This window comes from Nocardiopsis moroccensis, assembly GCF_055763695.1.
Genome location: NZ_CP199747.1, coordinates 2301250 through 2324213, shown reverse-complemented (window position 1 = coordinate 2324213; position 22964 = coordinate 2301250). Strand labels below are relative to the sequence as shown.

Genomic DNA, 22964 nt, shown 5'->3' with positions numbered 1-22964 from the left:
CCCCAGTACCGGGTCCGGGGTTCGGTGCTCCGTTCACTGCTTGTAGCATTCCTCGAAACAACGCCAGAGTGCGCGGAACGAGGACGAAGGGGTGTGTGGTGACCGAGACCGGCACGACCCCGGGATCCCAGTCCGCGCTGCGGCAGGCCAACGAGCGCCGCGTCGTGGACGTGCTCCGCCGCGACGGCACCCGGACACAGGCCGAACTGGCCCGCGCCACGGGACTGTCGGCGGCCAGTGTCTCCAACATCGTGCGGGGCCTGCGTGCCGCCGGGACCGTGTCGGTCCGCAACACCTCCTCCAACGGGCGCCGGGCCCGGGCCGTCACCCTCCTGCGCCCGCCGGGAACGGTGGTGGCGATCGACTTCGCCGTCGATCGGATCCGGGTGGCGATCGGTGACAGCGAGGGCAACATGCTCACCCATGAGTCCATCGCCTACGAGGTCACCGCCGATCCCGCCCGCGCGGTCCGCCGGGCCGCATGGTTGACCGAGACCGCGCTGCTGGGGGCCCGGATCGACCTGGGCACGGTCGCCTCGGCGGTGGCCTCGGTGCCGGGACCGATCGCGCCCGGCAGCGGTGCGGTCGGCGCCATCTCCTGTCTGCCCCGCTGGTCGGATTTCCGTCCGGCCGCGGCGCTTCAGGAGAGGCTGGGCCTGCCCGTGCTGGCCGAGAACGACGCCAATCTCGCGGTGGTGGCCGAACGTAAGCTGGGCGCCGCCCAGGGGGCCGACCACGTCATCCAGCTGGTCCTGGGGGAGGGGATCGGTGCGGGCATCGTCATGTCCGGCCAGCTCTTCCGGGGGGCGGGCGGTACCGCCGGCGAAATCGGCCACATCGGGCTCGACTCACGCGGGCAGGTGTGCCGTTGCGGCAACCGCGGCTGTCTGGAGACCTTCGTCGGCACCGGGTACCTGCTGAACATGCTGCCCAGGAACCACGATCTGGGGCCGGGGACGGACCGGGTCCGGCTGAACGAGGTGGTCGCCTCCGCTCTGCGGGGGGACCCCGGGAGCCGTCGGATCATCGCCGAGGCCGGAACCGCCCTGGGCCAGGGCACCGCGATCACGGCCAACCTGTTCAACCCGGACCTGGTGGTGGTGGGCGGAGACCTGGCCGATGCCGGTGACCTGCTGCTGGAACCCATGCGCCGGGCGATGGAGCTGGGGACCCTGGGCGGAGCCCTGGCCCAGCTCGAACTGGTGACCAGCGCCCTGGGCGAGGACGCCTCACTCCGTGGCGCGCTGCTCACGGCCGCTCACAACCTGCGCTGAACACGGCGCCGCGTCCCGGCCCCGGGTAGCTCGCCCCGGTCATCTCCGGGCTCCCTTTTTGGTGCCCGTCAACCGTCCCCGCACCCTCCACCCGAGGTGAGCGCCGGGCGCGGGAGGTCGGACCCACCCACCTCGCGGACGCCTGTCTGCGAATCCGTGGGCTTGCACCACGGGTGGTTGACAGCAGGTCACACCCCCTGGAAATCGCTCTGACCTGCGCTTTTAATGACTTCATGTTATGAAGCTAACACTTGTGATGTTTCGGTTATGTGTTCATGAGTTGACGGCAAGGTGGCCTCGGGGTTCTACTTCACATCATCAATCGCGAGTTCTCACCCGCACCGGTTCCGCAAGAGAGGTCCCCCGCGTTGAGCACAAGACGCCCCCACTCCCGACGTTCAACCGTCTTCGGTATCGCCGCCGCCGGCGCCGCATTGGCCCTGTTCACCAGCGCCTGCGGCTCGCTCACCACGAGCGGCTCGGACGAAGAGGTCGAGACGCACAGCATCGAGGAGGGTTTCCACGTCGGACTCCTCCTCCCCGAACTCCAGACGGCCCGTTACGAGGCCTTCGACCGTCCCTACTTCGAGGAGGCGCTGGAGAACCTCTGCCCCAACTGCGAGCTCTCCTACGCCAACGCCGACCAGGACGTCGACGAGCAGCAGACCCAGGCCCAGGCGATGCTGACCGACGGGGTCGACGTGCTCGTGCTCGGCGCGGTCGACTCCGAGGCCGCCGCCGGCACCGTCAACGAGGCGAGCAGCCAGGGCGTGCCCGTCGTGGCCTACGACCGCCTCGCCCAGGGCGGCGTGGACATGTACGTCTCCTTCGACAACTTCCGGGTCGGCCAGGTCCAGGCCGAGGCGCTCCTGGGCGCCCTCGAAAAGGAGGGCACCGCGGGCGACGGCCAGATCGTCATGATCAACGGTTCCCCGACCGACCCCAACGCCGGTGACTTCAAGGCCGGAGCCCACGAGATCTTCGAGGGCCAGGTCGAGATCGGCCAGGAGTTCGACACCCCCGACTGGTCGCCGGACGAGGCCAACAGCCAGATGGAGGGCGCCATCACCTCCCTCGGCCTGGACGAGATCATCGGCGTGTACTCGGCCAACGACGGCATGGCGGCGGGCATCATCTCCGCCCTGCGCAGCGCCGGTGTCCCGGCGGACGAGCTTCCCCCGGTCACCGGTCAGGACGCCGAGCTCCACGGCATCCAGCGGATCGTCTCCGGCGAGCAGTACATGACCGTCTACAAGGCCATCCGCCCCGAGGCCCAGGTCGCCGCCGCCATGGCCGTCTCCCTCGCCACCGGCGAGGACTTCGAAGCCGGTGAGCACACCCTCACCGAGGTCGAGGACGCCGACGGCGAGTCGGTCAGCGCCGTACTGCTCGACCCCGTCGCGGTCACCGAGGAGAACATCGGCGACACGGTCGTCTCCGACGGTTTCTACACCATCGAGGAGATCTGCACCGAAGACTACGCCGACTTCGAATTCTGCCAGGAAGCCCTCTAACCAGGTCCGGTGCCCGGGCCGCCCCGCACGGTCGGGGCGGCCCGGGTGCGACGCCCCACCTGGGACGGAGCAACCGGACCCGTCCCGCCGGGGCGAGAAAGAGAAACAAGCACATGAGCACACCCGTCCTGGAACTCTCCGGGATCTCCAAGACCTTCGGGGCCGTGAAGGCGCTCAGCGAGGTCGACTTCCACGTCGACCCCGGCGAGGTCGTCGCCCTGCTCGGTGACAACGGCGCGGGCAAGTCGACCCTCGTCAAGGTCATCGCCGGCGCCCACCCCGCGGACAGCGGCGGCGTCATCTCCTGGGACGGTGACCCGGTCACCATCGGAGCGCCGTCCGACGCCCAGCGCCTCGGCATCGCCACCATCTACCAGGACCTCGCCCTGTGCGACAACCTGGACATCGTCGGCAACCTCTTCCTGGGCAACGAGCGCCTCCACTTCCCCGGCACCCTCGACGAGGTCGAGATGGAGCGCCGGGCCGTGGAACTCCTCGACTCGCTGTCGGTGAGCATCCCCAGCCTGCGGGTCCCCGTCGCGTCCCTGTCCGGCGGCCAGCGCCAGATCATCGCCATCGCCCGCTCCCTGCTGGGCCAGCCCCGGGTGGTCATGCTCGACGAGCCGACCGCGGCGCTGGGCGTGGCACAGACCGCACAGGTCCTGGACCTCATCGAACGGCTGCGCGACCAGGGACTGGGCGTCGTCCTGATCAGCCACAACATGGCCGACGTGCGTGCGGTCGCCGACCGGGCGGTCGTGCTCCGCCTGGGCCGCACCGCCGGGGACTTCCCCATCGCGGAGACCAGTTACGAGGAGATCGTGGCCGCCATCACCGGTGCCGCGGACAACCCGGTGACCCGCCGTTCCACCCGTACCGGCTCATCGGCCACGGCCACGAAGGACAAGGAATGAGCCAGCAGACACACGTCCCCAACAGCGTCGACGGGGCCCAGCCGCAGGACGGTAACCGACGCGACCCGCGCCTTTTGACCACCGTCGCCTCGCCCAGCGGATGGCTTCAGGCGCTGCGCCGCAACATCAGGGGCGGCGAACTGGGCCCGTTGCCGGTGATCGTCGGCCTCCTGCTGATCGGCCTCGTCTTCCAGTCCATGAACGACCGGTTCCTGTCACCGCAGAACCTGTCGAACCTGACCGTCCAGATCGCCGCCGTCGGCCTCATGACCACCGGCGTGATCATGGTCCTGCTGCTCGGTGAGATCGACCTGTCCGTCGGATCGGTGTCCGGTCTGGCTGCCGGGGTCGTGGCGGTACTCGCGGTCCGGTACGGGATCTCCGAGTGGGTCGCCATCGCCGCCGCGGTGGGCGTCGGCCTTCTGGTGGGCCTGATCCACGGGTTCATCTTCGCCAAGATGGGCGTACCGGCCTTCGTGGTCACCCTCGCCGGTCTGCTCGGCTGGCAGGGCGTACACCTGAACCTGATGGGCAGCGACGGGAGCATCAACACCAGTTCCACCGGGCCGATCGCGATGCTCACCCAGACCTACTTCGTCCCGGTGGTGGGCTGGGCCCTGGTACTGCTGACCCTGGCCCTCTACCTGGTGTCGGTGCTGACGGTCGAGCGCAAGAGGAGCGGCGCGGGCCTGCCGCACAAGTCGCTGGTCGAGGTCCTCTTCCGGGCCGGTCTGCTGGCCCTGCCGCTGGCCGGCGGTGTGTGGATCCTCAACCAGTACAAGGGCGTGCCGCTCGCCTTCCTGATCTTCGTGGGCTTCGTGGTCGTGCTGGACCTGGTGCTGCGCAAGACCCGCTACGGCCGCATGGTCTACGCCGTGGGCGGCAGCTCCGAGGCCGCCCGCCGGGCCGGTATCAACGTGGACCTGATCCGGATCTCCGTCTTCGGTATCGCCTCCACCCTCGCGGCGCTCGGTGGCGTCATGCTCGTGTCCCGCAACTTCGCGGCGAGCGTCTCCACCGGTGGCGGCGCCGAGCTGATGATGGCCATCGCGGCCGCGGTCATCGGCGGCACCAGCCTGTTCGGCGGACGCGGCAACGCCTACTCCGCCCTGCTGGGCGGCCTGGTGCTGGGCGCCATCACCTCGGGTCTGCTGCTGCTGCAGATGGACACCTCCGTGCGCTTCATGATCACGGCGGCGGTCCTGCTGATCGCGGTCATCCTCGACGCGATCTCCCGTCGCGGCCGCAAGACCCACGCCAGGGGCGGCGCGTAGCCGCCGCCTCCCCGTCCCTCTCCCGGAGGAACACGGCGGTCGACCCCGGACCGCCGTAGGGCCCGGGCCGGTTCCACTCCCACCGGCCCGGGCCCTGGTGTGTGCGGCCCCGGCCCGGGTCGGCGGCGCCCGGGGCCGGGGTCCGGGGGAGGGGACTGTGAGTTGTGTCGCTCTCGTGGCCGCGGCCGGGACCGCCGTTCCCCGGGTGCGCCGCCGGACGGGCCGAGTCCGGGCCGCACCCGGCCGCGACCGTCCCCGCCGGGCAGTCCCGGGCCAGTGTCCGCGTGCTGACCTGCGCGGAGGGCTCCGGGAGCGCGGCGCCGCGAGCGAGGGCCCGAGCGCTCGCCATGAGCCGGCTCACCCTGGGACGGCGGATCCGTTGGTCCCGCCCCGTCGGGGACGAAGGTCCCAAGGTCAGGGGCGGAATCCGTGTCCTTCGGAGCCCTGTTAGCTTCGCCGGGTCAAGCCATACCCAGCGCCCGCGGCCCGCCGTGCCCGGGTGCGCCGCCAGGAGAACCATGCGCAAGATCCTCATCGTCGGTGCCGGACAGTCCGGGCTCCAGCTCGCCCTCGGTCTGCTCGCGGAGGACTACGACGTCACCCTGATCGCGCCCCAGGGACCGGAAGAGATCCGTGCCGGACGTGTGATGTCCACCCAGTGCCTGTTCGGCCCGGCCCTGCGCCGGGAACGCCGCCACGGTCTGGCCTTCTGGGACGGTCGGGCCCCGGAGATCACCGGGGTGGGGGTCCGCGTGGCCGGACGGTCCGGGGGAGCGGACCCGGAGGCGGACTGGGTCGGACACCTGGACGAGCCCGCCCAGTCGGTGGACCAACGCCTGAAGTTGGCCGCCTGGATGGAGCTCTTCGCCCGGAGCGGCGGCCGTTTCGTCCGCCGTCGGGTGAGTGCGCCGGAACTGGAGGATCTGGGCGCGGAGCACGACCTGACCATCGTCGCGGCGGGGCGCGGGGAGCTCGCCGAACTCTTTCCCCGGAACGAGCGCAGATCACCCTTCACGAAGCCTCAGCGCGTTCTGTCGCTGGCCTACGTCACCGGCGCCGAACCGCACCCCGCGGGCGGTGTCCTGGGGCGTACCGCGATCCCCGGGGCGGGGGAGCTGATCACCCTGCCCACCCTCTCCCTCGCCGGCGCCTGCCAGGCCGTGATGGTCGAGGCGGTGCCGGGCGGCCCCCTCGACCGGCCCCTGGGGCGAGAGGAGAGCGCCGAGGACGTCCTGGCGGGGCTGCTCGACGTCCTGCGCGCCCACGCCCCCTGGGACCACGAGCGCTTCGCCCGCGCACGACCGGCCGACCCCATGGCGGCCCTGCGCGGCGGTTACACGCCCACGGTGCGCGAGCCCGTCGCGCGGCCGGCCGGCGGCACCCCGGTCCTGGGCATGGCCGACTCCGTGGTCAGCAACGACCCCATCACCGCCCAGGGCGCCAACATGGCCTCGCTCTGCGCCGACGTGTACCGTCGCGCCATCGTCGACCACGGCGCGCGCCCCTTCGACGAGAACTTCATGCGTTCGGCCTTCTCCGCCTACTGGCGTCACGCCCGCCAGGTCACCGCGTGGAGCAGGGTCATGCTGTCCGGGCCCGGCCACGTGTGGGAGCTGTACCGGTTGGCCGACCGGCACCAGCCCACCGCGGACCGGTTCGCCAACTCCTTCGGCGAGCCCGGCGGACTCATCGACTGGTTCCTGCACCCCGAACGGGCGATGGAGTACGCGGACGCGGTGCGCGGCTCCGCCGCCGAATCATCCCGTGTCCCCATCTCCTAATCCCTACCGGAGACAGGGAGATATAGCGTCGTTCCCCTCATGTTCGCTGATCTCCTCACACCCACGCCCCACGCCCTGTTCGGCCAGATCGACGCGTGGGTCCTCCTCCTCGTCGCGGCGGCCGCGGTCCTCGCCGGGGCCGCCGTCCAGAGCATGGTCGGTCTCGGCCTCGGCCTCGTTTCCGCCCCGGTCATCTCCTTCCTCGACCCCACACTCATGCCCGGGGCGCTCCTGGTCACCGTGATCATCCTCCCGGTGCTCACCCTCCTCCAGGAGTGGCGGCACGTCGACTGGCGCAGCATGGCCTGGGGGCTGCCGGCCCGGGTCCCCGGGACCGTGCTGGGCGTGTGGGTCGTGGCCGTCCTGGAGCCGCGCGCGCTGGCCGCGGTCGTCGGAGCGATGGTGCTCGTGGCCGTCGTCCTGTCCGTGTGGGCCTTCCGGGTGCGGATCACCCCGACCTCCCTGGTCGCGGCGGGCGCCCTCTCCGGCTTCGCGGGCACCTCCACCTCGGTGGGCGGCCCGCCCATGGCCCTGCTCTACCAGTACGAGCCCCCCGAACGGGTGCGGGCCACCCTGGCAGCCTTCTTCCTCTTCGGCGGAGCGTTCTCCCTGCTCGCCCTCACGGTCGGCGGCCAGCTCGACGGCCGTACGGCCGCCACCGGGATCGTCCTGATCCCCTTCGTCGGCCTCGGCTTCCTCCTCGGCAGCCGGGCACGCCGCTGGGTCGATCCGGTCAGACTGCGGGTCGGGCTGCTGTGCGTGGTGACCGCCTCCGCGATCGGCCTTCTCACACAGGCGGTGCTCGGATAACCTCGGCAGCCGGGTGGCCAGCGGTAATCGCGCTCCCAAAAGCGAGTAACCTACGCCGAAACCCCGGTGGCGGAGGACGCCCGCCGCGCCGCCCGACGAAAGAGGGGGCGGACTCCTTCCGCCGGGGCGCGTCGATCCGCGGCCTTCGCGGGGTTCCGAGTAGGTCCCGTGGACGAACGCCCATAAACTCGGTATGTATACCTGCCGGTAGCCAGGACCGTCCCACGTCAGGGGTCGGGCACGGCAAACGTAAGCGGACACGCTGGACGAGGGGACTGACGAGACAGTGGCACTGTTCGAGTCGATACACAATCCGGAAGCGCTCAAGAAGCTCCCGGCCGACCAGCTCCCTGCACTGGCCCAGGAGATCAGGGACTTCCTGGTCGACTCCTGCTCCCAGACCGGAGGACACCTCGGCCCCAGCCTCGGCGTCGTCGAGCTGAGCATCGCGCTGCACCGGGTCTTCGACTCACCCAGGGACCCCATCCTCTTCGACACCGGCCACCAGGCCTACGCGCACAAGATCCTCACCGGCCGCCACGACTTCACCAACCTCAAGTCCGAGGGCGGCCTGTCCGGTTACCCGTCCAGGGCCGAGTCCGAGCACGACTTCATCGAGAACTCCCACGCCTCCACCTCCCTGTCCTACGCCGACGGCATGGCCAAGGCCAACGAGGTGCAGGGCCACACCGACCGGACCGTCGTCGCCGTCATCGGCGACGGCGCACTCACCGGCGGCATGGCCTGGGAGGCCCTCAACAACATCGCGGAGAAGAAGAATCGGCGCCTGGTGGTCGTCGTCAACGACAATGGCCGCTCCTACTCGCCCACCATGGGCGGACTGGCCGACCACCTGGCCTCGCTGCGCATGACCCCGGGCTACGAGCAGGCACTGGACCTGGCCAAGAGCACCCTCAACCGCACCCCGGTGGTCGGCCAGCCCCTCTACGAGGCCCTGCACGGTCTCAAGAAGGGCGTCAAGGACGCCATCCAGCCGCAGATCATGTTCGAGGACCTGGGCCTCAAGTACCTCGGACCCATCGACGGGCACGACGAAGGCGCCGTGGAGAAGGCGCTGCGGCGCGCCCGCGACTTCGGCGGCCCCGCGATCGTCCACGTCCTCACCCAGAAGGGCAAGGGCTACGCCCCGGCCGAGAACCACGACGAGGACCAGTTCCACGCACCCGGCCCCTTCGACATCGACACCGGTAAGGCCAAGCCCGGCCCCAAGGTGGAGAAGTGGACCTCGGTCTTCGCCGAGACCATGGTGGAGCTGGGAGCCGAGCGCGAGGACATCGTCGCCATCACCGCCGCGATGCTGCACCCCACCGGTCTGAACAAGTTCGCCGACGCCTATCCGGAGCGGACCTTCGACGTCGGCATCGCCGAGCAGCACGCCGCCACCTCCGCCACCGGCATGGCGATGAGCGGCCTGCACCCGGTGGTCGCCGTCTACGCGACCTTCCTCAACCGCTGTTTCGACCAGGTGCTCATGGACGCCGCCCTGCACCGCCAGGGCGTCACGTTCTGCCTGGACCGGGCTGGTGTCACCGGGAACGACGGCGCCAGCCACAACGGCATGTGGGACATGTCCATCCTCCAGGTGGTACCCGGCCTGCGCCTGGCCGCCCCGCGTGACGCCGAGCGCCTGCGCACCCTGCTGCGCGAGGCCGTGGCCGTCGAGGACGCCCCCACCGTGGTCCGCTACCCCAAGGGCGCCGTCGCCGAGGAACTGACCGAGATCGGAAAGGTCGGCTCCATGGACCTGCTGCGTGACGCCACCGAGGGCGGACACGCCAAGGACCTGCTCATCGTGGGCGTGGGCTCCATGGCCCAGGTCGCCTGTGAGGTGGCCGACCGGATGGCCGACCAGGGCATCGGCGTCACGGTCGTCGACCCGCGCTGGGTCAAGCCGCTGGACGAGGCGCTGGTCGCCGAGGCCGCCGAGCACTCCGTGGTCGCGGTCGTCGAGGACAACGGCCGCACCGGCGCCGTCGGCGACGCCGTGGCCCGCCTGCTGCGCGACCACGAGGTGGACGTGCCCGTGCGCACCTTCGGCATCCAGCAGGAGTTCCTGGACCACGCCAAGCGCGACCGGATCCTCCAGCAGCAGGGCCTGACCCCGCAGGAGCTGTCCCGCAAACTCACCGAGACGGTCTCCCGCCGCGGTGAGGGGGTCGGGGCCGCCCAGGAACTGGCCGACGAAACGGCCTGACCAGCCCCTCGCCCGATCCCTCTGGCAGCGCCGGAACGACCTCCGGTGCTGCCAGAATGGGTTCATGACCTCTTCCGAACCCGAGCACCAGAGCCCCGAGCAAAGCGGCCCGGAGCCGCTGCCCCCGCTCCGGGTGGCCGTGATCGGCTCCGGCCCAGCCGGGGTCTACACCGCTGACGCCCTCACCCGGCAGAGCCGTGTGCCCGTCCGAGTCGATGTCCTGGACCGGTTGCCCACCCCCTACGGGCTGGTCCGTTACGGGGTCGCCCCCGACCACACCAGGATCAAGGGGGTGGCGCGGGCCCTGCGCAGGGTCCTGGAACATCCCGACGTGAGGTTCGTCGGCGGGGTCGAGTTCGGTACCGACCTGACCCGCGCGGACCTGGCCCGTTCCCACCACGCCGTCGTCTACGCGACCGGCGCCGGCGACGACCGGCGCATGGGCGTGCCCGGGGAGGAGTTGCCGGGCAGCGTCGCCGCGACCGACTTCGTGAACTGGTACTGCGGCCACCCCGACAGCGGCTTGGCGCGGTTCGTGCTGGACTCCGAGGAGGTCGCGGTGGTCGGGGCGGGCAACGTCGCCCTCGACGTCGCCCGGATCCTGGCCAAGACCGCCGACGAGCTTCGGCACACCGACATCCCGCAGGCGGCACTGGAGGTCCTCGCGGCCAGCCGGGTGCGCACCGTCCACGTCCTGGCCCGACGCGGTCCGCTCCAGGCCAGGTTCACCGCACCGGAACTACGCGACCTGCTGGCCCTGCCCGGGGCGGACGTGGTCGTGGACCCGGACCAGGTGGACATCGACCCGACCGCGGTGGGGGCCGGCGGCCCCGAACTGCGCGAGATCTCCCGTGCCGCCCGCATCAACCTCAGGCTGCTGCGGGAACAGGCCGAGCGCCGCCCCGAGGGCCGCCCCCGCCGGATCGAACTCCACTTCTGGACCAGGCCGGAGGAGATCCTCGGTACGGAGCGGGTGAGCGGTCTGCGGGTCGAGCACACCCGCCTGGACGCCGACGGCCGCCTGGAGGGGACCGGGGAGCACAGTGTGCTGGACGTCGGGATGGTGCTGAGGTCGGTCGGGTACGCGGGGGTGCCCCTGGATGGTGTTCCCTTCGACCCGGCGGAGCGCACGGTGCCGCAGCGCGAGGGACGGGTCCTGGACACCGGGGGCCGGGCCGTGCCCGGCGACTACGTGGCCGGGTGGATCAAGCGGGGTGCCACCGGGGTGATCGGCACCAACAAGTCCGACGCCGCCGGGACCGTGCGGTCCCTGCTGGAGGACACCGCGGAGCTGCGTGCGGCGGTACCGGAACCGGTCGACCTGGCGGAGGTCCTGGCCGAGCGGGGGGTGGCGCACAGCGACTACGGGGACTGGCTGCGCATCGATGCCGCCGAGGCCGGCCACGCCGCCGAGCTGGACAGGGGCGAACGGGTCAAACTCCGCGACTGGGACGCCTACCGGAAGGTCGTCGACGAGAGGTGAGTCCGGCCGGGCGCGGCCCTCGCGGAGCGCGCCCGGCGCGGGTCAGGCCACCTCGCCCTCGTCGGCGCCGTAGGTGTTGCACCCGTCCAGGGTCTCCTCGGACCAGCCCGACTCCAGCCACTGGGACCGGTTGGCGGCGCTGCCGTGCGTCTCCAGGTCGCCGCTGCCGCTGTTGAAGTGCAGGTTGACCACGTCCAGGGAGTCCCCTGCGGGGTCGGTCAGACCGCGCAGGGCCACCCCCGCCATGCACTCGGCCTGGAGTTCGGTCCGGCGCAGGGTGTCCAGCTCCGCGGCCTCGCTGCCAGCCGTGCGGCGCAGGTCGTGGGCGACGTTCAGGATGCCGGTGGCGTCCTGGACGTGGTGGGCGTACTCGTGGCCCATCAGCGCGAGCCACACGTCCTCCCGGTGGTTGTCCGGGAGTTGGGCGTCGACCTCGCGCACGTTGGGCAGGACCACGGTGATCAGGCCCCGATCACTCTCGTAGTAGGCGAGGGTGAAGGAGTCCTCGGAATCGGTCTCCAGGGAGTCGGTGGTGACGGTCATCCGGGGCGGTTCGGGGACCAGCCCGAGTTCGTCCATGACCGGCGTCCAGAGTTCGGTCAGGCAGTCCCCTGCCCCGTTGGCGAACGACTCCCAGGAGTCGTCGGAACCCGACTCCAGGGCGGGCAGGTCGCAGTCGACGGCCTCGGGCATGGCGACGCCGTAGAGCGGGTGCTCGACGATGTCCACCTCCGCCGGGTCGGGCCGGGCGTGCAGGCCGTTGTCGTAGAGGGTGGACACGTCCGTGCCGCCGGCGGAGGGGTCCTCTCTCGGGGTGTTCGCCACGACGACCACACTGGCCACCAGAGCCATCAGGGCCACGGAGGCGGCGGTGAACGCCCCGGCCAGCACGGCCCGGCCGCGATCGCGTCTGGGTGGCTGGGGCCAGGGGTGGGGCTGCCCCCAGGGGTGCGGTCCCCACTGCTGGGGCGGCGGCCACTGCTGGAACCGCTGGTGGTTCCAGTACGGGGGAGCCCCCGGCGGTGGCGGCCCCGGCACGGGGTGCCCCTGTCCGGGGCGGCTCTGCCCGGGAGGGTTCGGCATGGGCCGGCCGTGCCCGGGAGGGCCCTGCACGGGCCGGCCCTGCGGGGTGGCGGTCTGCGGCCGGGGTCCCTGCGGGTACGCCCCGCGCTGGGCGGTCCCCGGTCCTGCCGGAGCCTGTCGGGGGTCCCACCGCGGCCCCGCTGGGGGCGCGGGGTACGCCGGAGCGGGACCCCCGGAGTGGGTCGGCGCGGGTCCCCCTGCCCGGCCGGGAGGCCCTGGCGGGGGAACCTGGTGGGCCTGCGGTGCCTGGGGGCTCCCGTCCCCGGGAGACGGGGGCGGGCCCCCGGGCCCGAACGTGCCCGTGTGCTCACCCGGCCGCGGCCGGGTGCCGGTCCCGTCCGGAAGGGGAGCGTTCTCCCCGGGCCGCTCAGCGCCGGTTCGGTTCTCCACGGGGTCGTCCTCGTCGTCGCGCCAACACGGGTAGGGCATGCCGGGTTCGTACCCACGAAACCGGCAACTGCCGCAGACCTCCAGTATGGGGCTTAAACGGTCAGGCTTTGGCTGCCTGTCCCCCTGCTTCCTCCAACGGGGAGTACCGCACACCCAGGTCCGCCGCCATGTTCCGCAGCTCGGACTCGAAGAGCGGTTCCATGTCCCCCACCACGAAGTTCAGGTGTTGGAACACCTCCATGCACACCACCCCGTACAGCCGCACCCAGCAGGTGGTGAGCACCATCACGGCGCCTTCGGGGACGTTGGGCGAGGAGAAGCCGACCGTGTCGGCGAAGGAGCGCAGCTCCCTGCGCAGCGCGAGCGGCAGGTCGTCGTCGTTCGGGAGTGCGAAGCGCTCCTGGGCCACCAGGCGGTCGAAGAGGGTGAAGAAGGTGGACCCGAACCGGCGCCCCGCCTCCAGGGCGGAGGTGATGTCGGCGTCGGGATCCAGGCGGGTGCGCGGCCCGAACATCACCGAGAACTCGGGCTGGTGGCTGATCGCCCAGTTCCGGAAGGCGCGCAGTGAGGTGAGGATGCGACCGTCGGTGTCCTCCTCGGGCATGCTGGCGTCGGCCTCGGCGACCACGTCGGCCAGTTCCTCGTACATGTCCGCGGTGATCGACACGAGCAGGGCGTCGATGCCCGGTACGTAGCGGTACAGGCCAGGGGCGGTCATCCCCATCTCCCGCGCGATGGCGCGGAGCGAGACCCCGGCGACCCCGAACTCCACGAGGTGTCTGCGGGCCGTCTCCTTGATCTCGGCGAGTGTGGCTTCGCGCACACGTTCGCGGCGGCTCAGGGTGCCCCCGGCCCGGTGGTCACTTGTGACCGGCGGTTTCGTCATCTGTTGCGGTACACCCCGTCTCACGCGCCAGGGTCGTGGCGCTCTGTGTCCATTGGCGATATTGACATCGTAACGCCCGCACGCTTAAGTGAACACCGTTAGCAAACGCTGTTCACGAATATGACGACTGTTCGCTTGAAAGGGCGGCCCATGCCGACACACACGGGGTTCTTCGGCCGACTGGGGCTCGGCGCCCACCGGGGAAGATGGTGGGTCCTGGCCCTCACCGGACTCTTCACCGCCTTGTCCGTCGTGTGGGGGCTCGGGGTCTTCTCGGACGTCAGCGAGAGCGGGTTCGAGGACCCGGGCTCGGAGTCCTCCCGGGCGATGGACGTCCTGCAGGAGGAGCTCGGACACGACGACATCGACATCATCGCCGTCTACCGCAGCGACGAGATGCAGGTGGACAACCCGACCTTCGCCAAGGCGATGCAGCGGATCGCCGACGACCTGCCCGAGGACGTCATCGCGGACTACGACCTCTACCTCGACGAGGAACTCGACGACATCGAGCGCGGAATGCTCGTCTCCGAGGACAGGCACGCCACCTACATGCCGATCACCCTCACCGGGCAGACGCACGAGGAACGCCTGCACCAGTTCGAGGAGGCCGCGCGGGTCCTGGAGTCCGGCCCCCTGGAGACGCACCTGGGCGGTTCGATCGCGGTCGAGAACGAACTCTCCGAGACCGCGGAGAGCGACATCATCCTCGCCGAGATCATCACCCTGCCGGTCCTGCTCCTCCTCCTGGTCCTGATCTTCGGCGGCCTGGTCGCCGGCCTGGTCCCCCTCGCCGTCGGCGGTCTGGCCATCCTCGGCTCCCTCACCGTCCTGCGTGCCCTCACCCACTTCACCGAGGTGTCGGTGTTCGCCATCAACGTGGCCACCCTCCTGGGCCTGGGGCTGGCGATCGACTACGGCCTGTTCATGGTCAGCCGCTTCCGCGAGGAACTGAACAAGGGCCGCCCCGTCCCCGACGCCGTCCGCCGCACGGTCGACACCGCCGGGCGCACCGTCGCCTTCTCCGGTATCACCGTCGGCATCGCCTTCGCCGGCCTGCTGTTCTTCCCCCAGCCCATCCTGAAGTCCATCGGCTTCGGCGGCATCGCCGTGGTCACCTTCGATCTCATCGCGGCCCTGGTCTTCCTGCCCGCCCTGATGTCGGTGGTCGGCCGCCGCATCGACCGGCTCAAGCTCCCCCTGCCGCGCCGGACCGTGACCGGGGCGTTCGATGAGAACGCGGGTGCCTGGGCCAGACTGGCCCGCACCGTGATGCGCGGCCCCGCCGTGTCACTGGTCGCGGTGGTGTGTGTCCTGACCGTCTTCAGCTCGGGTCTGGCCGCGACCCAGTTCGGCTCCACCGACCAGCGCTACCTGCCCGCCGACGCCTCCAGCCGGATCGGTACCGAGGCCATGGGGGAGGACTTCCCCGCCGGACAGGTCGGGCGGCTGCACGTGGCGGTACTGGGCCAGAGCACCGAGGAGGCGCTCGACGAGTACGTCGGACGCCTCGACGCCCTGCCCGGCTCGGTGCGGACCCAACTGCTGCGAACCGGAGAGGGTATCGCCCACGTGGAGGTGGCCTACCAGGGGGCAACCGACGACCCCGAGGTGCAGGAGCTGGTCCGTGACGTGCGCGGCGAGCCCGCCCCGGAGGGAGCGAGGGAGGCCCTCGTGGGCGGTGTGGCCGCCATGCAGCTGGACAACCTGGACGCCATCCTCGACGAGGCGCCCAGGACGGTCGGCTTCATCATCGGCTCCACCCTGCTCCTGCTCTTCCTCGCGTTCGGCTCCGTGGTGCTGCCGATCAAGGCGGTCCTGATGGGCGCGCTGTCCCTGGGCGCCTCGCTGGGCGTGGTGATCTGGGGTTTCCAGGAGGGGCACTTCGCCGGGCTGCTCGGGTTCGACCCGGTCGGGACGATCGACCCCACGTACCTGGTGCTCATCATGATCGTCTCCTTCGGCCTGGCGATGGACTACGAGCTGTTCCTGCTCAGCCGGGTGCGGGAGGAGTACCTGCGCAGCGGGGACAACATCCGTTCCGTGGCCCTGGGGCTGCAGCGCACCGGGCAGATCATCACGAGCGCGGCCCTGCTGCTGGGCGTGGTCCTGCTGGCGATGGGTACCTCGGGCCTGCTCTTCCTGAAGATCATCGGGATCGGGCTCGCCCTCGCCGTACTGGTGGACGCCACCCTGGTCCGGGCGATCATGGTGCCCGCCACCATGCGCCTGCTCGGCGACCTCAACTGGTGGCTGCCGCGCCCGCTGCGCTGGCTGCACGAGAGGATCGGTATCTCCGAGGGCGGCGACGAGGAGGAGCCCCTTCCCGCCGCCGGACGGGACAAGGAGCGCGAGCGGGTCACCGCGGGCGTCTGAGAGTCCGACCGCCGACCGCCGTGCCCGTGCCCGGTCCCGTGGAGGGGCCGGGCACGGCGCTGTGGGCTACGCGCCGCCGTCGACTATCGCCCCCACCGGGGGCGGTCGGCCGGACGTAGGGCTTCAGTCCTCGAAGAGTTCGTCCGCGTGATCGATGCTCAGGGCCCTGTCGAACCAGACGTCGAGCTGGTCGAGATCACGGCACTCCTCGATGCGCTCCCGTGCCTCATCCGTGGGGGTCTTGCCTCGTGCGTCCAATATGTGCAGGATGGCCTCGGCCTTGCCTTCGGCCTTTCCCTCTGCCCTGAGACTCTCGGTCCAGGCACTGGTGTACTCGTAGGTCTCCGTCATCATCGGTTTGTTGGGCGTGGAAACCCGGTCCTTCAGGACCGGGAGAAGACGCCCTCCTTCTTCCAGGTGTAGGCGTAGCCGTCGTTTCGTTGGAGCAGACGCACGTGCTTGTGGTTGATGCCCTGGACGGTGCCCTGGGTGGTGGTGATGTTGAAGCTGCCCGAGGCGCGTACCGCGACCCGCCCGGTGTGAGTCCCCTTCTTCGTGCCCTTGGGCACCACGGCGCGGACCAGGTCCCCGGTGGAGAACCCGTAGAACCCTTTGGTGCGGGGCAGGCGCAGCCGCGGGAACCCGTGTTTGTCGGGGCGGGTGCGTGCGTAGGAGCCCCGGCCCGCGCACCCGGCGACCAGTACCCGGGCCACGGTCTGGGTGATGGCCTCGATCTTGCCCACGGCCAGGGCGTCCAGGGTGTGGGTTTTGGGGAGCTGGTTGCGGGTGCGGTTGAACTTGGTGCGCCCACCCGAGGCCACATGGGTGGGTAGGCGCTGGTCCAACGCGTGCCAGAGCGCCCACCGGGTGGACTGCGCAGCGGCCGCGTCCCGTAGCGGGGCTTTTGCCCTGGCCAGAACCCGGGCCAGGGTGTGTTTTCTGGTCACGAATGCTTCGACGGGCCGGTTCGTTTTGGTCTGGTTGCAGGGCACGCACGCCAGCACCAGGTTGGACACCCGGTCCGACCCGCCCCGGGAACGCGGGTGGACATGGTCGAGGTTGAGCGGCACGTTCACAGCCCCGCAGTACACACAGGCCCGGTCGAACTTGGCCAGCAGGTACTCGCGCACCTCGAACCCGGCCAGGGTGCCCTGCTGGTACTCCGCGCCCTCCAAGGGTTTCCCGGCGGACAGGGCGTGGGTGTCGAACGCGACCCGTTCCACGTGTACCGCCTTGACCGGTGCCCACCGACACAGCCGCTCCACCCAACCGAGGGTGGTCTCCACCCGGTGCCGTAGCGAGGGTGCCAACCATCCCCGGGGGCGGGTGCGGTTGGCAAAGCGTGGGGTGCGATGGCGCAGGTTCGCGCTCCGGCGCCGCCGCCGGTACCCCGCACGTTGTTGCATCTTCTTGCGGATCTGGGCGCCTCGGTGGTCGAGCTGGATGCTGTATCGGCCCCGGCGCTCCCCCGCTCGGGCGGTGAAGAGGGCGATACCGGTGTGCCTACTTCCGGGGTCGATCCCGACCTGAACACCGTCCACTTCTGATTCTTCGGCGGTGCGGTTGGTGAGTCGGATGGTGAAGGGGGTGTGCCGGGCCACCACGGCACGCCCCTTAGCAAGGAGCTTGCGGGCCCGGGCGGGCGGGCAGGGTTGCAGGGGTGTTTTGTTCTTGTCCAGGACGAAGACGTAGGGGTCGCTCTTTTTGGTGTGGGCCTCACGGCCCTGCTCCCCAACAGGGTTGGGGGTGACGCCACCGGCATCAGGTGAGGTACTGGTGGTCTCCCCTCGCACATGGTCCGCGCCGGGTACCGCCTGGCGGCGGTGTCGGAGTCCCGTTTCGTGCCCGATCCGGGGCGTTTCTGCTGACTCCGATTCCAGAGCCAGAAGGACTGCGCCGGAGGCGTCTGTTGAGGGTGGTGGCGGGCGACGGGCGGGATGAGGAAGCACAGGTGGGTGGGTCTTTGGTCCTACGCGGAACGTAGCCATCAAGGTCACCTCCTTGGTGATGGCTGGTGGCTGGTAAAGGCGGCCCCCAACCACAAGGGCTGAAAGCCCGGGCCCTCAGACCCGAGATCTCTTTACGAGTGCCTCCAAAGCCCGCTGGCCGTTGCTGTCGGTGAGCAGGTGCAGCGCGTAGCCAATATACTTCGTCGCTATTTCCTGGTCGATGGAATCCAGGCCGCTGTGTAGAGCCTTGAGCACACCCGGGTCGGCCGGCCCGTGGGCGGCCGCGGACAGTACGCCCAGGGTCGGACAGCGGCCGACCTCCTCCGGGTCGGTGATCACCGGGATGCTCTCCGGCCCCAGGACGACGGGGGTGAGGACGAAACCGGGGTGCCCCAGGGGGATGGGTTTGCTGTACCAGTCGGCCACGTGCTGCCGGGGGCAGATGACCAGCAGTGATACCGGGCACTCGTGTTTGGTGCGGAGCGCGGCCACGTACTCGGGCCAGGTGAAGCGCTTACGCTGCTTTTCGTCTCTCTGGACCTCCACGACGATGCCCATCAGCTTGCCGAGGGGGCCCTTGCCGACCTTGCCGCGCAGCAGGACTGCCACGTCGGAACGGCGTTCGACCGGGTCGACGTGGCCGAGATCGCAGGAGGTCAGCTCGCTCCGTTCGTACTTCGGTACCTCCACCCCGAGATCCTGCAGAAATGCCACCGCCATGTCGGGGGAGTCGGAGAACAACTCCGCGTATATCTGGTGTTCAGGGGAGATCACCACGGGAAGAACATTACACAGGGCTACCGATAAGTATGTTCGAGTAGTTGAAATGCGTGCAGAAGTCGTTTTCCTGGGGAAACGCGAAAAGGGCCCGGCCTCCCTCGCGGGGAGACCGGGCCCTCAGGGGTCACTCAGACCTAGAAGGCCTTCGGGTCGCCCTCGTGGAACGGCTTGCCGTTCACCGCGGTGGACACGCCGACCTTGTCCAGGTACGGGGTGATGCCACCGGTGTGGAAGGGCCAGCCCGCGCCGGTGATCAGGCACAGGTCGATGTCGGCGGCCTCGGCCACGACACCCTCGTCCAGCATCAGCTGGACCTCCCTGGCCAGGGCACGCAGGGCGCGGTCCAGGATCGCGCTCTCCTCGGACGGGTTGTCCCCGCCCTTGAGGAGCTCCTTCACCTCGGGGTCGATGGTCAGGTCCGGGGCGAAGATCTCCGCCTTGCCCGCCTTGACCACGGCCTCCAGCTGCGGCGAGACCGCGAAGCGCTCGGGGAACGCCTCGTGCAGGGTCTCGGCCACGTGCAGACCGACGGCCGGGCCGACCAGCTGCAGCAGCATGAGCGGCGACATCGGCAGGCCCAGGGGCGCGACCGCGCGGTCGGCGACCTCGGGCTCGGTGCCCTCGCCCACGGCGGCCAGGACCTCGCCCATGAACAGGGTGAGCAGGCGGTTGACGACGAACGCCGGGGCGTCCTTGCACAGCACCGACGTCTTCTTCAGCTTCTTGGCCGTGGCGAAGGCTGTGGCCAGCGAGGCGTCGTCGGTCCTGTCGCCGCGGACGATCTCCAGCAGCGGCAGGACGGCGACCGGGTTGAAGAAGTGGAAGCCCACGACCCGCTCGGGGTGCTTCAGCTTCGACGCCATCTCGGTGATGGACAGCGAGGAGGTGTTGGTGGCGAGGATCGCCTCCGGGGAGACCACGGCCTCCACCTCGGCGAACACCTGCTGCTTGATCTCCATCTTCTCGAAGACGGCCTCGATGACGAAGTCGGCGTCGGAGAAGGCGTCCTTGCTCAGCGAACCGGTGACCAGGGCCTTGAGGTGGTTGGCCTTGTCCTGGTTGACGCGCCCCTTCTTCAGGAGCTTGTCGACCTCGCCGTGGACGTAGTCCACACCCTTGTCCAGGCGGCCCTGGTCGAGGTCGGTCATCACGACCGGCACGTCCAGGCGGCGCGCGAACAGCAGGGCCAGCTGGCCGGCCATCAGACCGGCGCCGACGACGCCGACCTTGGTGACCTTGCGGGCCAGCGACTTGTCCGGGGCGCCGGCAGGACGCTTGGCACGCTTCTGCACCAGGTCGAAGGCGTACAGGCCGGCCTTGAGCTCGTCGCTCATGATCAGGTCGGCCAGCGCCTGGTCCTCGGCGTCGAAGCCCTCGTCACGGGTCGCGGTCTTGGCCGCTGCTACCAGCTCGACGGCGCGGGCCGGGGCCGGGGCGGCGCCGTGCAGCTTGCCCTCGACGGTGAAACGGGCCATGTTGACCGCGTTGTCCCAGGCCTCGCCCTTGTCGACCTCGGGGCGCTCGACCTCGATGTCGCCCTTGACGACCTTGGCGGCCCAGCGCAGGGACTCCTCGACGAAGTCGGCGGGCTCGAAGATCGCGTCGGCGATCCCCATCTCGAAGACCTGCTTGCCCTTGATCATCTTGTTCTGGGCGAGCGGGTTGTCGACGATGAGCTTGAGGGCCTTCTCGGCGCCGATCAGGTTCGGCAGCAGGTAGGTGCCGCCCCAACCGGGGACGAGGCCCAGGAAGGCCTCGGGGAGCGCGAAGGCCGGGACGCTGGAGGAGACGGTGCGGTAGGCGCAGTGCAGCGCCACCTCGACACCGCCGCCCATGGCCGCGCCGTTGATCAGCGCGAAGGTCGGTACGTCCAGCTCGCCGAGCTTGCGGAACACGTCGTGGCCCAGCTTGCCGATGGCCTCGGCCTGCTCGCGGTTCTGGAGCGCCGGGACGCCGGTCAGGTCCGCGCCGACCGCGAAGATGAACGGCTTGCCGGTGACGGCCACGGCCACGATGTCGGTGCGCGCCCTGGCGGCCTCGATCTCGGCGTCCAGGCTGAGGAGGCCGCCGGGGCCGAAGGTGTTCGGCTTGGTGTGGTCGTGCCCGTTGTCCAGGGTGATCAGGACAGCGGTGCCCGCGCCGTAGGGGAGCTCGACATCGCGGGAGATCGCCTTGGTGACGACCTCGTCCTTGAAAAGCTCGCGGGCTTCTTCGATGGCGGTGCTCACTTGCCCCCCTCGTAGTTGGTGTTCTCCCACAGGATGGTTCCGCCCATGCCCAGGCCCACGCACATGGTGGTGATGCCGTAGCGGACGTCGGGGCGCTCGGCGAACTGGCGCGCGAGCTGCATCATCAGGCGACCGCCGGAGGAGGCCAGCGGGTGGCCGACGGCGATCGCGCCGCCCCACGGGTTGACGCGGGCGTCGTCGTCGGCGATGCCGAAGTGCTCCAGGAAGGCGAGCACCTGGACGGCGAAGGCCTCGTTGATCTCGATCAGGCCGACGTCGTCGATCGTCATGCCCTGGCGGGCGAAGAGCTTCTCGGTGGCCGGGACCGGTCCCACACCCATGACCTCGGGCTCGACGCCGGTGAAGGAGAAGTCGACCAGGCGCATCCTGGCGTCCAGGCCCAGCTCCTCGGCGACCTCCTCGGCCATCAGCAGGGTGCCGGTGGCGCCGTCGTTGAGACCGGCGGCGTTGCCGGGCGTCACGTTGCCGTGCGCGCGGAACGGGGTCTTCAGACTGGCGAGCGACTCCATGGTGGTGCCGGGGCGCGGCGGCTCGTCCTGGGTGGCCAGACCGAAGCCCTTCTCCGCGGAGCGGACCAGGGTCTCGACCAGGTCGGGCTGGATCTTGCCGTCGGCGTAGGCCTTGGCGACCTTCTCCTGGCTGCGCACCGAGTAGGCGTCGGCGCGCTCCTTGGTGATGGTCGGGAACCGGTCGTGCAGGTTCTCGGCGGTGTTGCCCATGACCAGGGCGGACGGGTCGACCAGCTTCTCGGAGATGATCCGGGGGTTGGGGTCGACGCCCTCGCCCATGGGGTGGCGGCCCATGTGCTCGACGCCACCGGCGATCACGACGTCGTAGGCACCGAAGGAGATGCCCGCGCCCGCGGTGGTCGCCGCGGTGAGCGCGCCGGCGCACATGCGGTCGATGGAGTAACCGGGGACACTCTTGGGCAGCCCGGCGAGGATCGCGGCGGTGCGCCCGAGGGTCAGTCCCTGGTCGCCGATCTGGGTGGTGGCGGCGATGGCGACCTCGTCGACGCGCTCCGGGGGCAGGCCCGGGTTACGGCGCATCAGTTCGCGGATGACGCGGACGATCAGGTCGTCGGCGCGCGTCTCGGCGTAGAGGCCCTTGCCTGACTTGCCGAACGGGGTGCGGACCCCATCGACAAACACGACATCGCGGGCAGTTCGCGACACGATGGCCCCTCCTTCTCCAAGCGGTGGGTGGACTGTATGGGCCCATGCTACTCGCCAGTAACAAATAGTGCGAGCGGCGGGGCCGACCACTTCCGAGGAAGAGGACAGCCCCTACTTTCGGCGCTTGTGGCCACAGGGACCAACGCGGTCGCCTGTAGGGAGATTCCGGACGAACGAGGGAGCGGCGTCAGTCCCCGTGCCTGAGCAGGGAGCCTACGAAACGGTCGACGTTGAGGCGCAGGCGTTGGACGCGTTCCTCCCGGGTGAGCGCCTCCGACGGCTGGATCAGCGGGGACTCCCGCTTGCCGCGCGTGTAGAGCGGGCAGGCGAGGTCGGCGCACACGTACAGGCCCACCGTGTCGCCCCGCTTGCCGGCCTTGCCGGGTTTGGGTGCGCTGAACAGGCGCACGCCCCCGGCGGGGTGCGCGGTCAAGCAGAACGAGCACGCCATCGTCTTGAAGAAGTCGGTCCTGCGGTTCGCGGTCGGCAGTCGCAGGGCGATCCCCACCGGATGGTCCCCGGCGTCGACCACCATGTAGGCGCGGCCGGGTGCCTTGGGATCGATCCAACCGATGAAGTCCATGTCCTCCCAGTCCAGGAGCGGCATGGTCGGTGGGAAGTGCATCCGCTTGGCCTCGCCCTTGGGGCAGTTGACGAACGAGGAGCGGATCTCCTCGGTGCTCAGTTCGCGCATGGTCTCTTCCGGTGGGTCGACGTTGTCACCGGACGGATCCTGCCAACCTCCGGCGGCTCGCGCGAATGGTTTTCGCACGTGGAGGGCACCTTCCCCGCGGGTGCCCCGCACACACCG

General features: G+C 70.2%; 17 protein-coding genes. 9 read left to right on the top strand and 8 right to left on the bottom strand.

Going from position 1 to position 22964, the window contains the following annotated elements; all coding sequences use genetic code 11:
* Window positions 1-98 precede the first annotated feature (98 nt).
* From ACUKCB_RS10385 to ACUKCB_RS10350, 8 genes are all read left to right on the top strand, one after another.
* Entirely contained in the window at window positions 99-1274 is a 1176-nt protein-coding gene (locus ACUKCB_RS10385) for an ROK family transcriptional regulator (RefSeq protein ID WP_473040306.1), read from the top strand.
* Window positions 1275-1642: 368 nt separating this feature from the next.
* Window positions 1643-2788 carry an ABC transporter substrate-binding protein gene (locus tag ACUKCB_RS10380; RefSeq protein ID WP_473040305.1) on the top strand — a complete coding sequence of 382 codons (1146 nt, stop codon included), beginning with the start codon at window positions 1643-1645 and terminating at the stop codon, window positions 2786-2788.
* 113 nt (window positions 2789-2901) lie between these two features.
* A complete protein-coding gene (locus tag ACUKCB_RS10375; RefSeq protein WP_191271141.1) occupies window positions 2902-3702 on the top strand; it encodes an ATP-binding cassette domain-containing protein in 801 nt (266 codons plus the stop codon).
* Window positions 3699-4976: a sugar ABC transporter permease gene (locus tag ACUKCB_RS10370; RefSeq protein ID WP_473040304.1), complete on the top strand. Its 1278-nt coding sequence runs from the start codon at window positions 3699-3701 to the stop codon at window positions 4974-4976. Before ACUKCB_RS10375 ends, ACUKCB_RS10370 begins: the two co-directional genes overlap by 4 nt.
* Before the next feature lie 518 nt (window positions 4977-5494).
* Complete coding sequence (locus tag ACUKCB_RS10365) at window positions 5495-6757, top strand: styrene monooxygenase/indole monooxygenase family protein (RefSeq protein ID WP_473040303.1); 1263 nt, start codon at window positions 5495-5497, stop codon at window positions 6755-6757.
* A 39-nt stretch (window positions 6758-6796) separates the two neighbouring features.
* On the top strand, window positions 6797-7567 hold the full coding sequence (locus tag ACUKCB_RS10360) for a sulfite exporter TauE/SafE family protein (protein WP_473040302.1): 771 nt from the start codon (window positions 6797-6799) through the stop codon (window positions 7565-7567).
* A gap of 286 nt (window positions 7568-7853) precedes the next feature.
* Complete coding sequence (gene dxs / locus ACUKCB_RS10355; RefSeq protein WP_473040301.1) at window positions 7854-9782, top strand: 1-deoxy-D-xylulose-5-phosphate synthase; 1929 nt, start codon at window positions 7854-7856, stop codon at window positions 9780-9782.
* A gap of 64 nt (window positions 9783-9846) precedes the next feature.
* Window positions 9847-11265 (top strand): FAD-dependent oxidoreductase, encoded by a 1419-nt coding sequence (locus ACUKCB_RS10350; RefSeq protein ID WP_473040299.1) that lies wholly within the window; start codon window positions 9847-9849, stop codon window positions 11263-11265.
* Between the two features lie 42 nt (window positions 11266-11307).
* Here the strand turns inward: ACUKCB_RS10350 and ACUKCB_RS10345 are convergent, their stop codons facing one another.
* Complete coding sequence (locus ACUKCB_RS10345) at window positions 11308-12348, bottom strand: neutral zinc metallopeptidase (RefSeq protein WP_473040298.1); 1041 nt, start codon at window positions 12346-12348, stop codon at window positions 11308-11310.
* A 490-nt stretch (window positions 12349-12838) separates the two neighbouring features.
* On the bottom strand, window positions 12839-13624 hold the full coding sequence (locus ACUKCB_RS10340; RefSeq protein ID WP_473040297.1) for a TetR/AcrR family transcriptional regulator: 786 nt from the start codon (window positions 13622-13624) through the stop codon (window positions 12839-12841).
* 150 nt (window positions 13625-13774) lie between these two features.
* Between ACUKCB_RS10340 and ACUKCB_RS10335 the strand changes: the two genes are divergently transcribed.
* Window positions 13775-16000 (top strand): MMPL family transporter, encoded by a 2226-nt coding sequence (locus ACUKCB_RS10335; RefSeq protein ID WP_473040296.1) that lies wholly within the window; start codon window positions 13775-13777, stop codon window positions 15998-16000.
* A 123-nt stretch (window positions 16001-16123) separates the two neighbouring features.
* Here the strand turns inward: ACUKCB_RS10335 and ACUKCB_RS10330 are convergent, their stop codons facing one another.
* From ACUKCB_RS10330 to ACUKCB_RS10305, 6 genes are all read right to left on the bottom strand, one after another.
* Window positions 16124-16351: a hypothetical protein gene (locus ACUKCB_RS10330; RefSeq protein ID WP_473040295.1), complete on the bottom strand. Its 228-nt coding sequence runs from the start codon at window positions 16349-16351 to the stop codon at window positions 16124-16126.
* Window positions 16352-16383: 32 nt separating this feature from the next.
* Window positions 16384-17793: an RNA-guided endonuclease IscB gene (gene iscB / locus ACUKCB_RS10325; RefSeq protein ID WP_473040294.1), complete on the bottom strand. Its 1410-nt coding sequence runs from the start codon at window positions 17791-17793 to the stop codon at window positions 16384-16386.
* 270 nt (window positions 17794-18063) lie between these two features.
* Window positions 18064-18726, bottom strand: coding sequence for a hypothetical protein (locus ACUKCB_RS10320; RefSeq protein ID WP_473040293.1), 663 nt, complete (start codon window positions 18724-18726; stop codon window positions 18064-18066).
* Between the two features lie 137 nt (window positions 18727-18863).
* Window positions 18864-20957 carry a 3-hydroxyacyl-CoA dehydrogenase NAD-binding domain-containing protein gene (locus tag ACUKCB_RS10315; RefSeq protein WP_473040292.1) on the bottom strand — a complete coding sequence of 698 codons (2094 nt, stop codon included), beginning with the start codon at window positions 20955-20957 and terminating at the stop codon, window positions 18864-18866.
* A complete protein-coding gene (locus tag ACUKCB_RS10310; RefSeq protein ID WP_473040969.1) occupies window positions 20954-22129 on the bottom strand; it encodes a thiolase family protein in 1176 nt (391 codons plus the stop codon). Before ACUKCB_RS10310 ends, ACUKCB_RS10315 begins: the two co-directional genes overlap by 4 nt.
* A gap of 211 nt (window positions 22130-22340) precedes the next feature.
* On the bottom strand, window positions 22341-22925 hold the full coding sequence (locus ACUKCB_RS10305; protein ID WP_473040291.1) for an FBP domain-containing protein: 585 nt from the start codon (window positions 22923-22925) through the stop codon (window positions 22341-22343).
* Window positions 22926-22964: the final 39 nt, after the last annotated feature.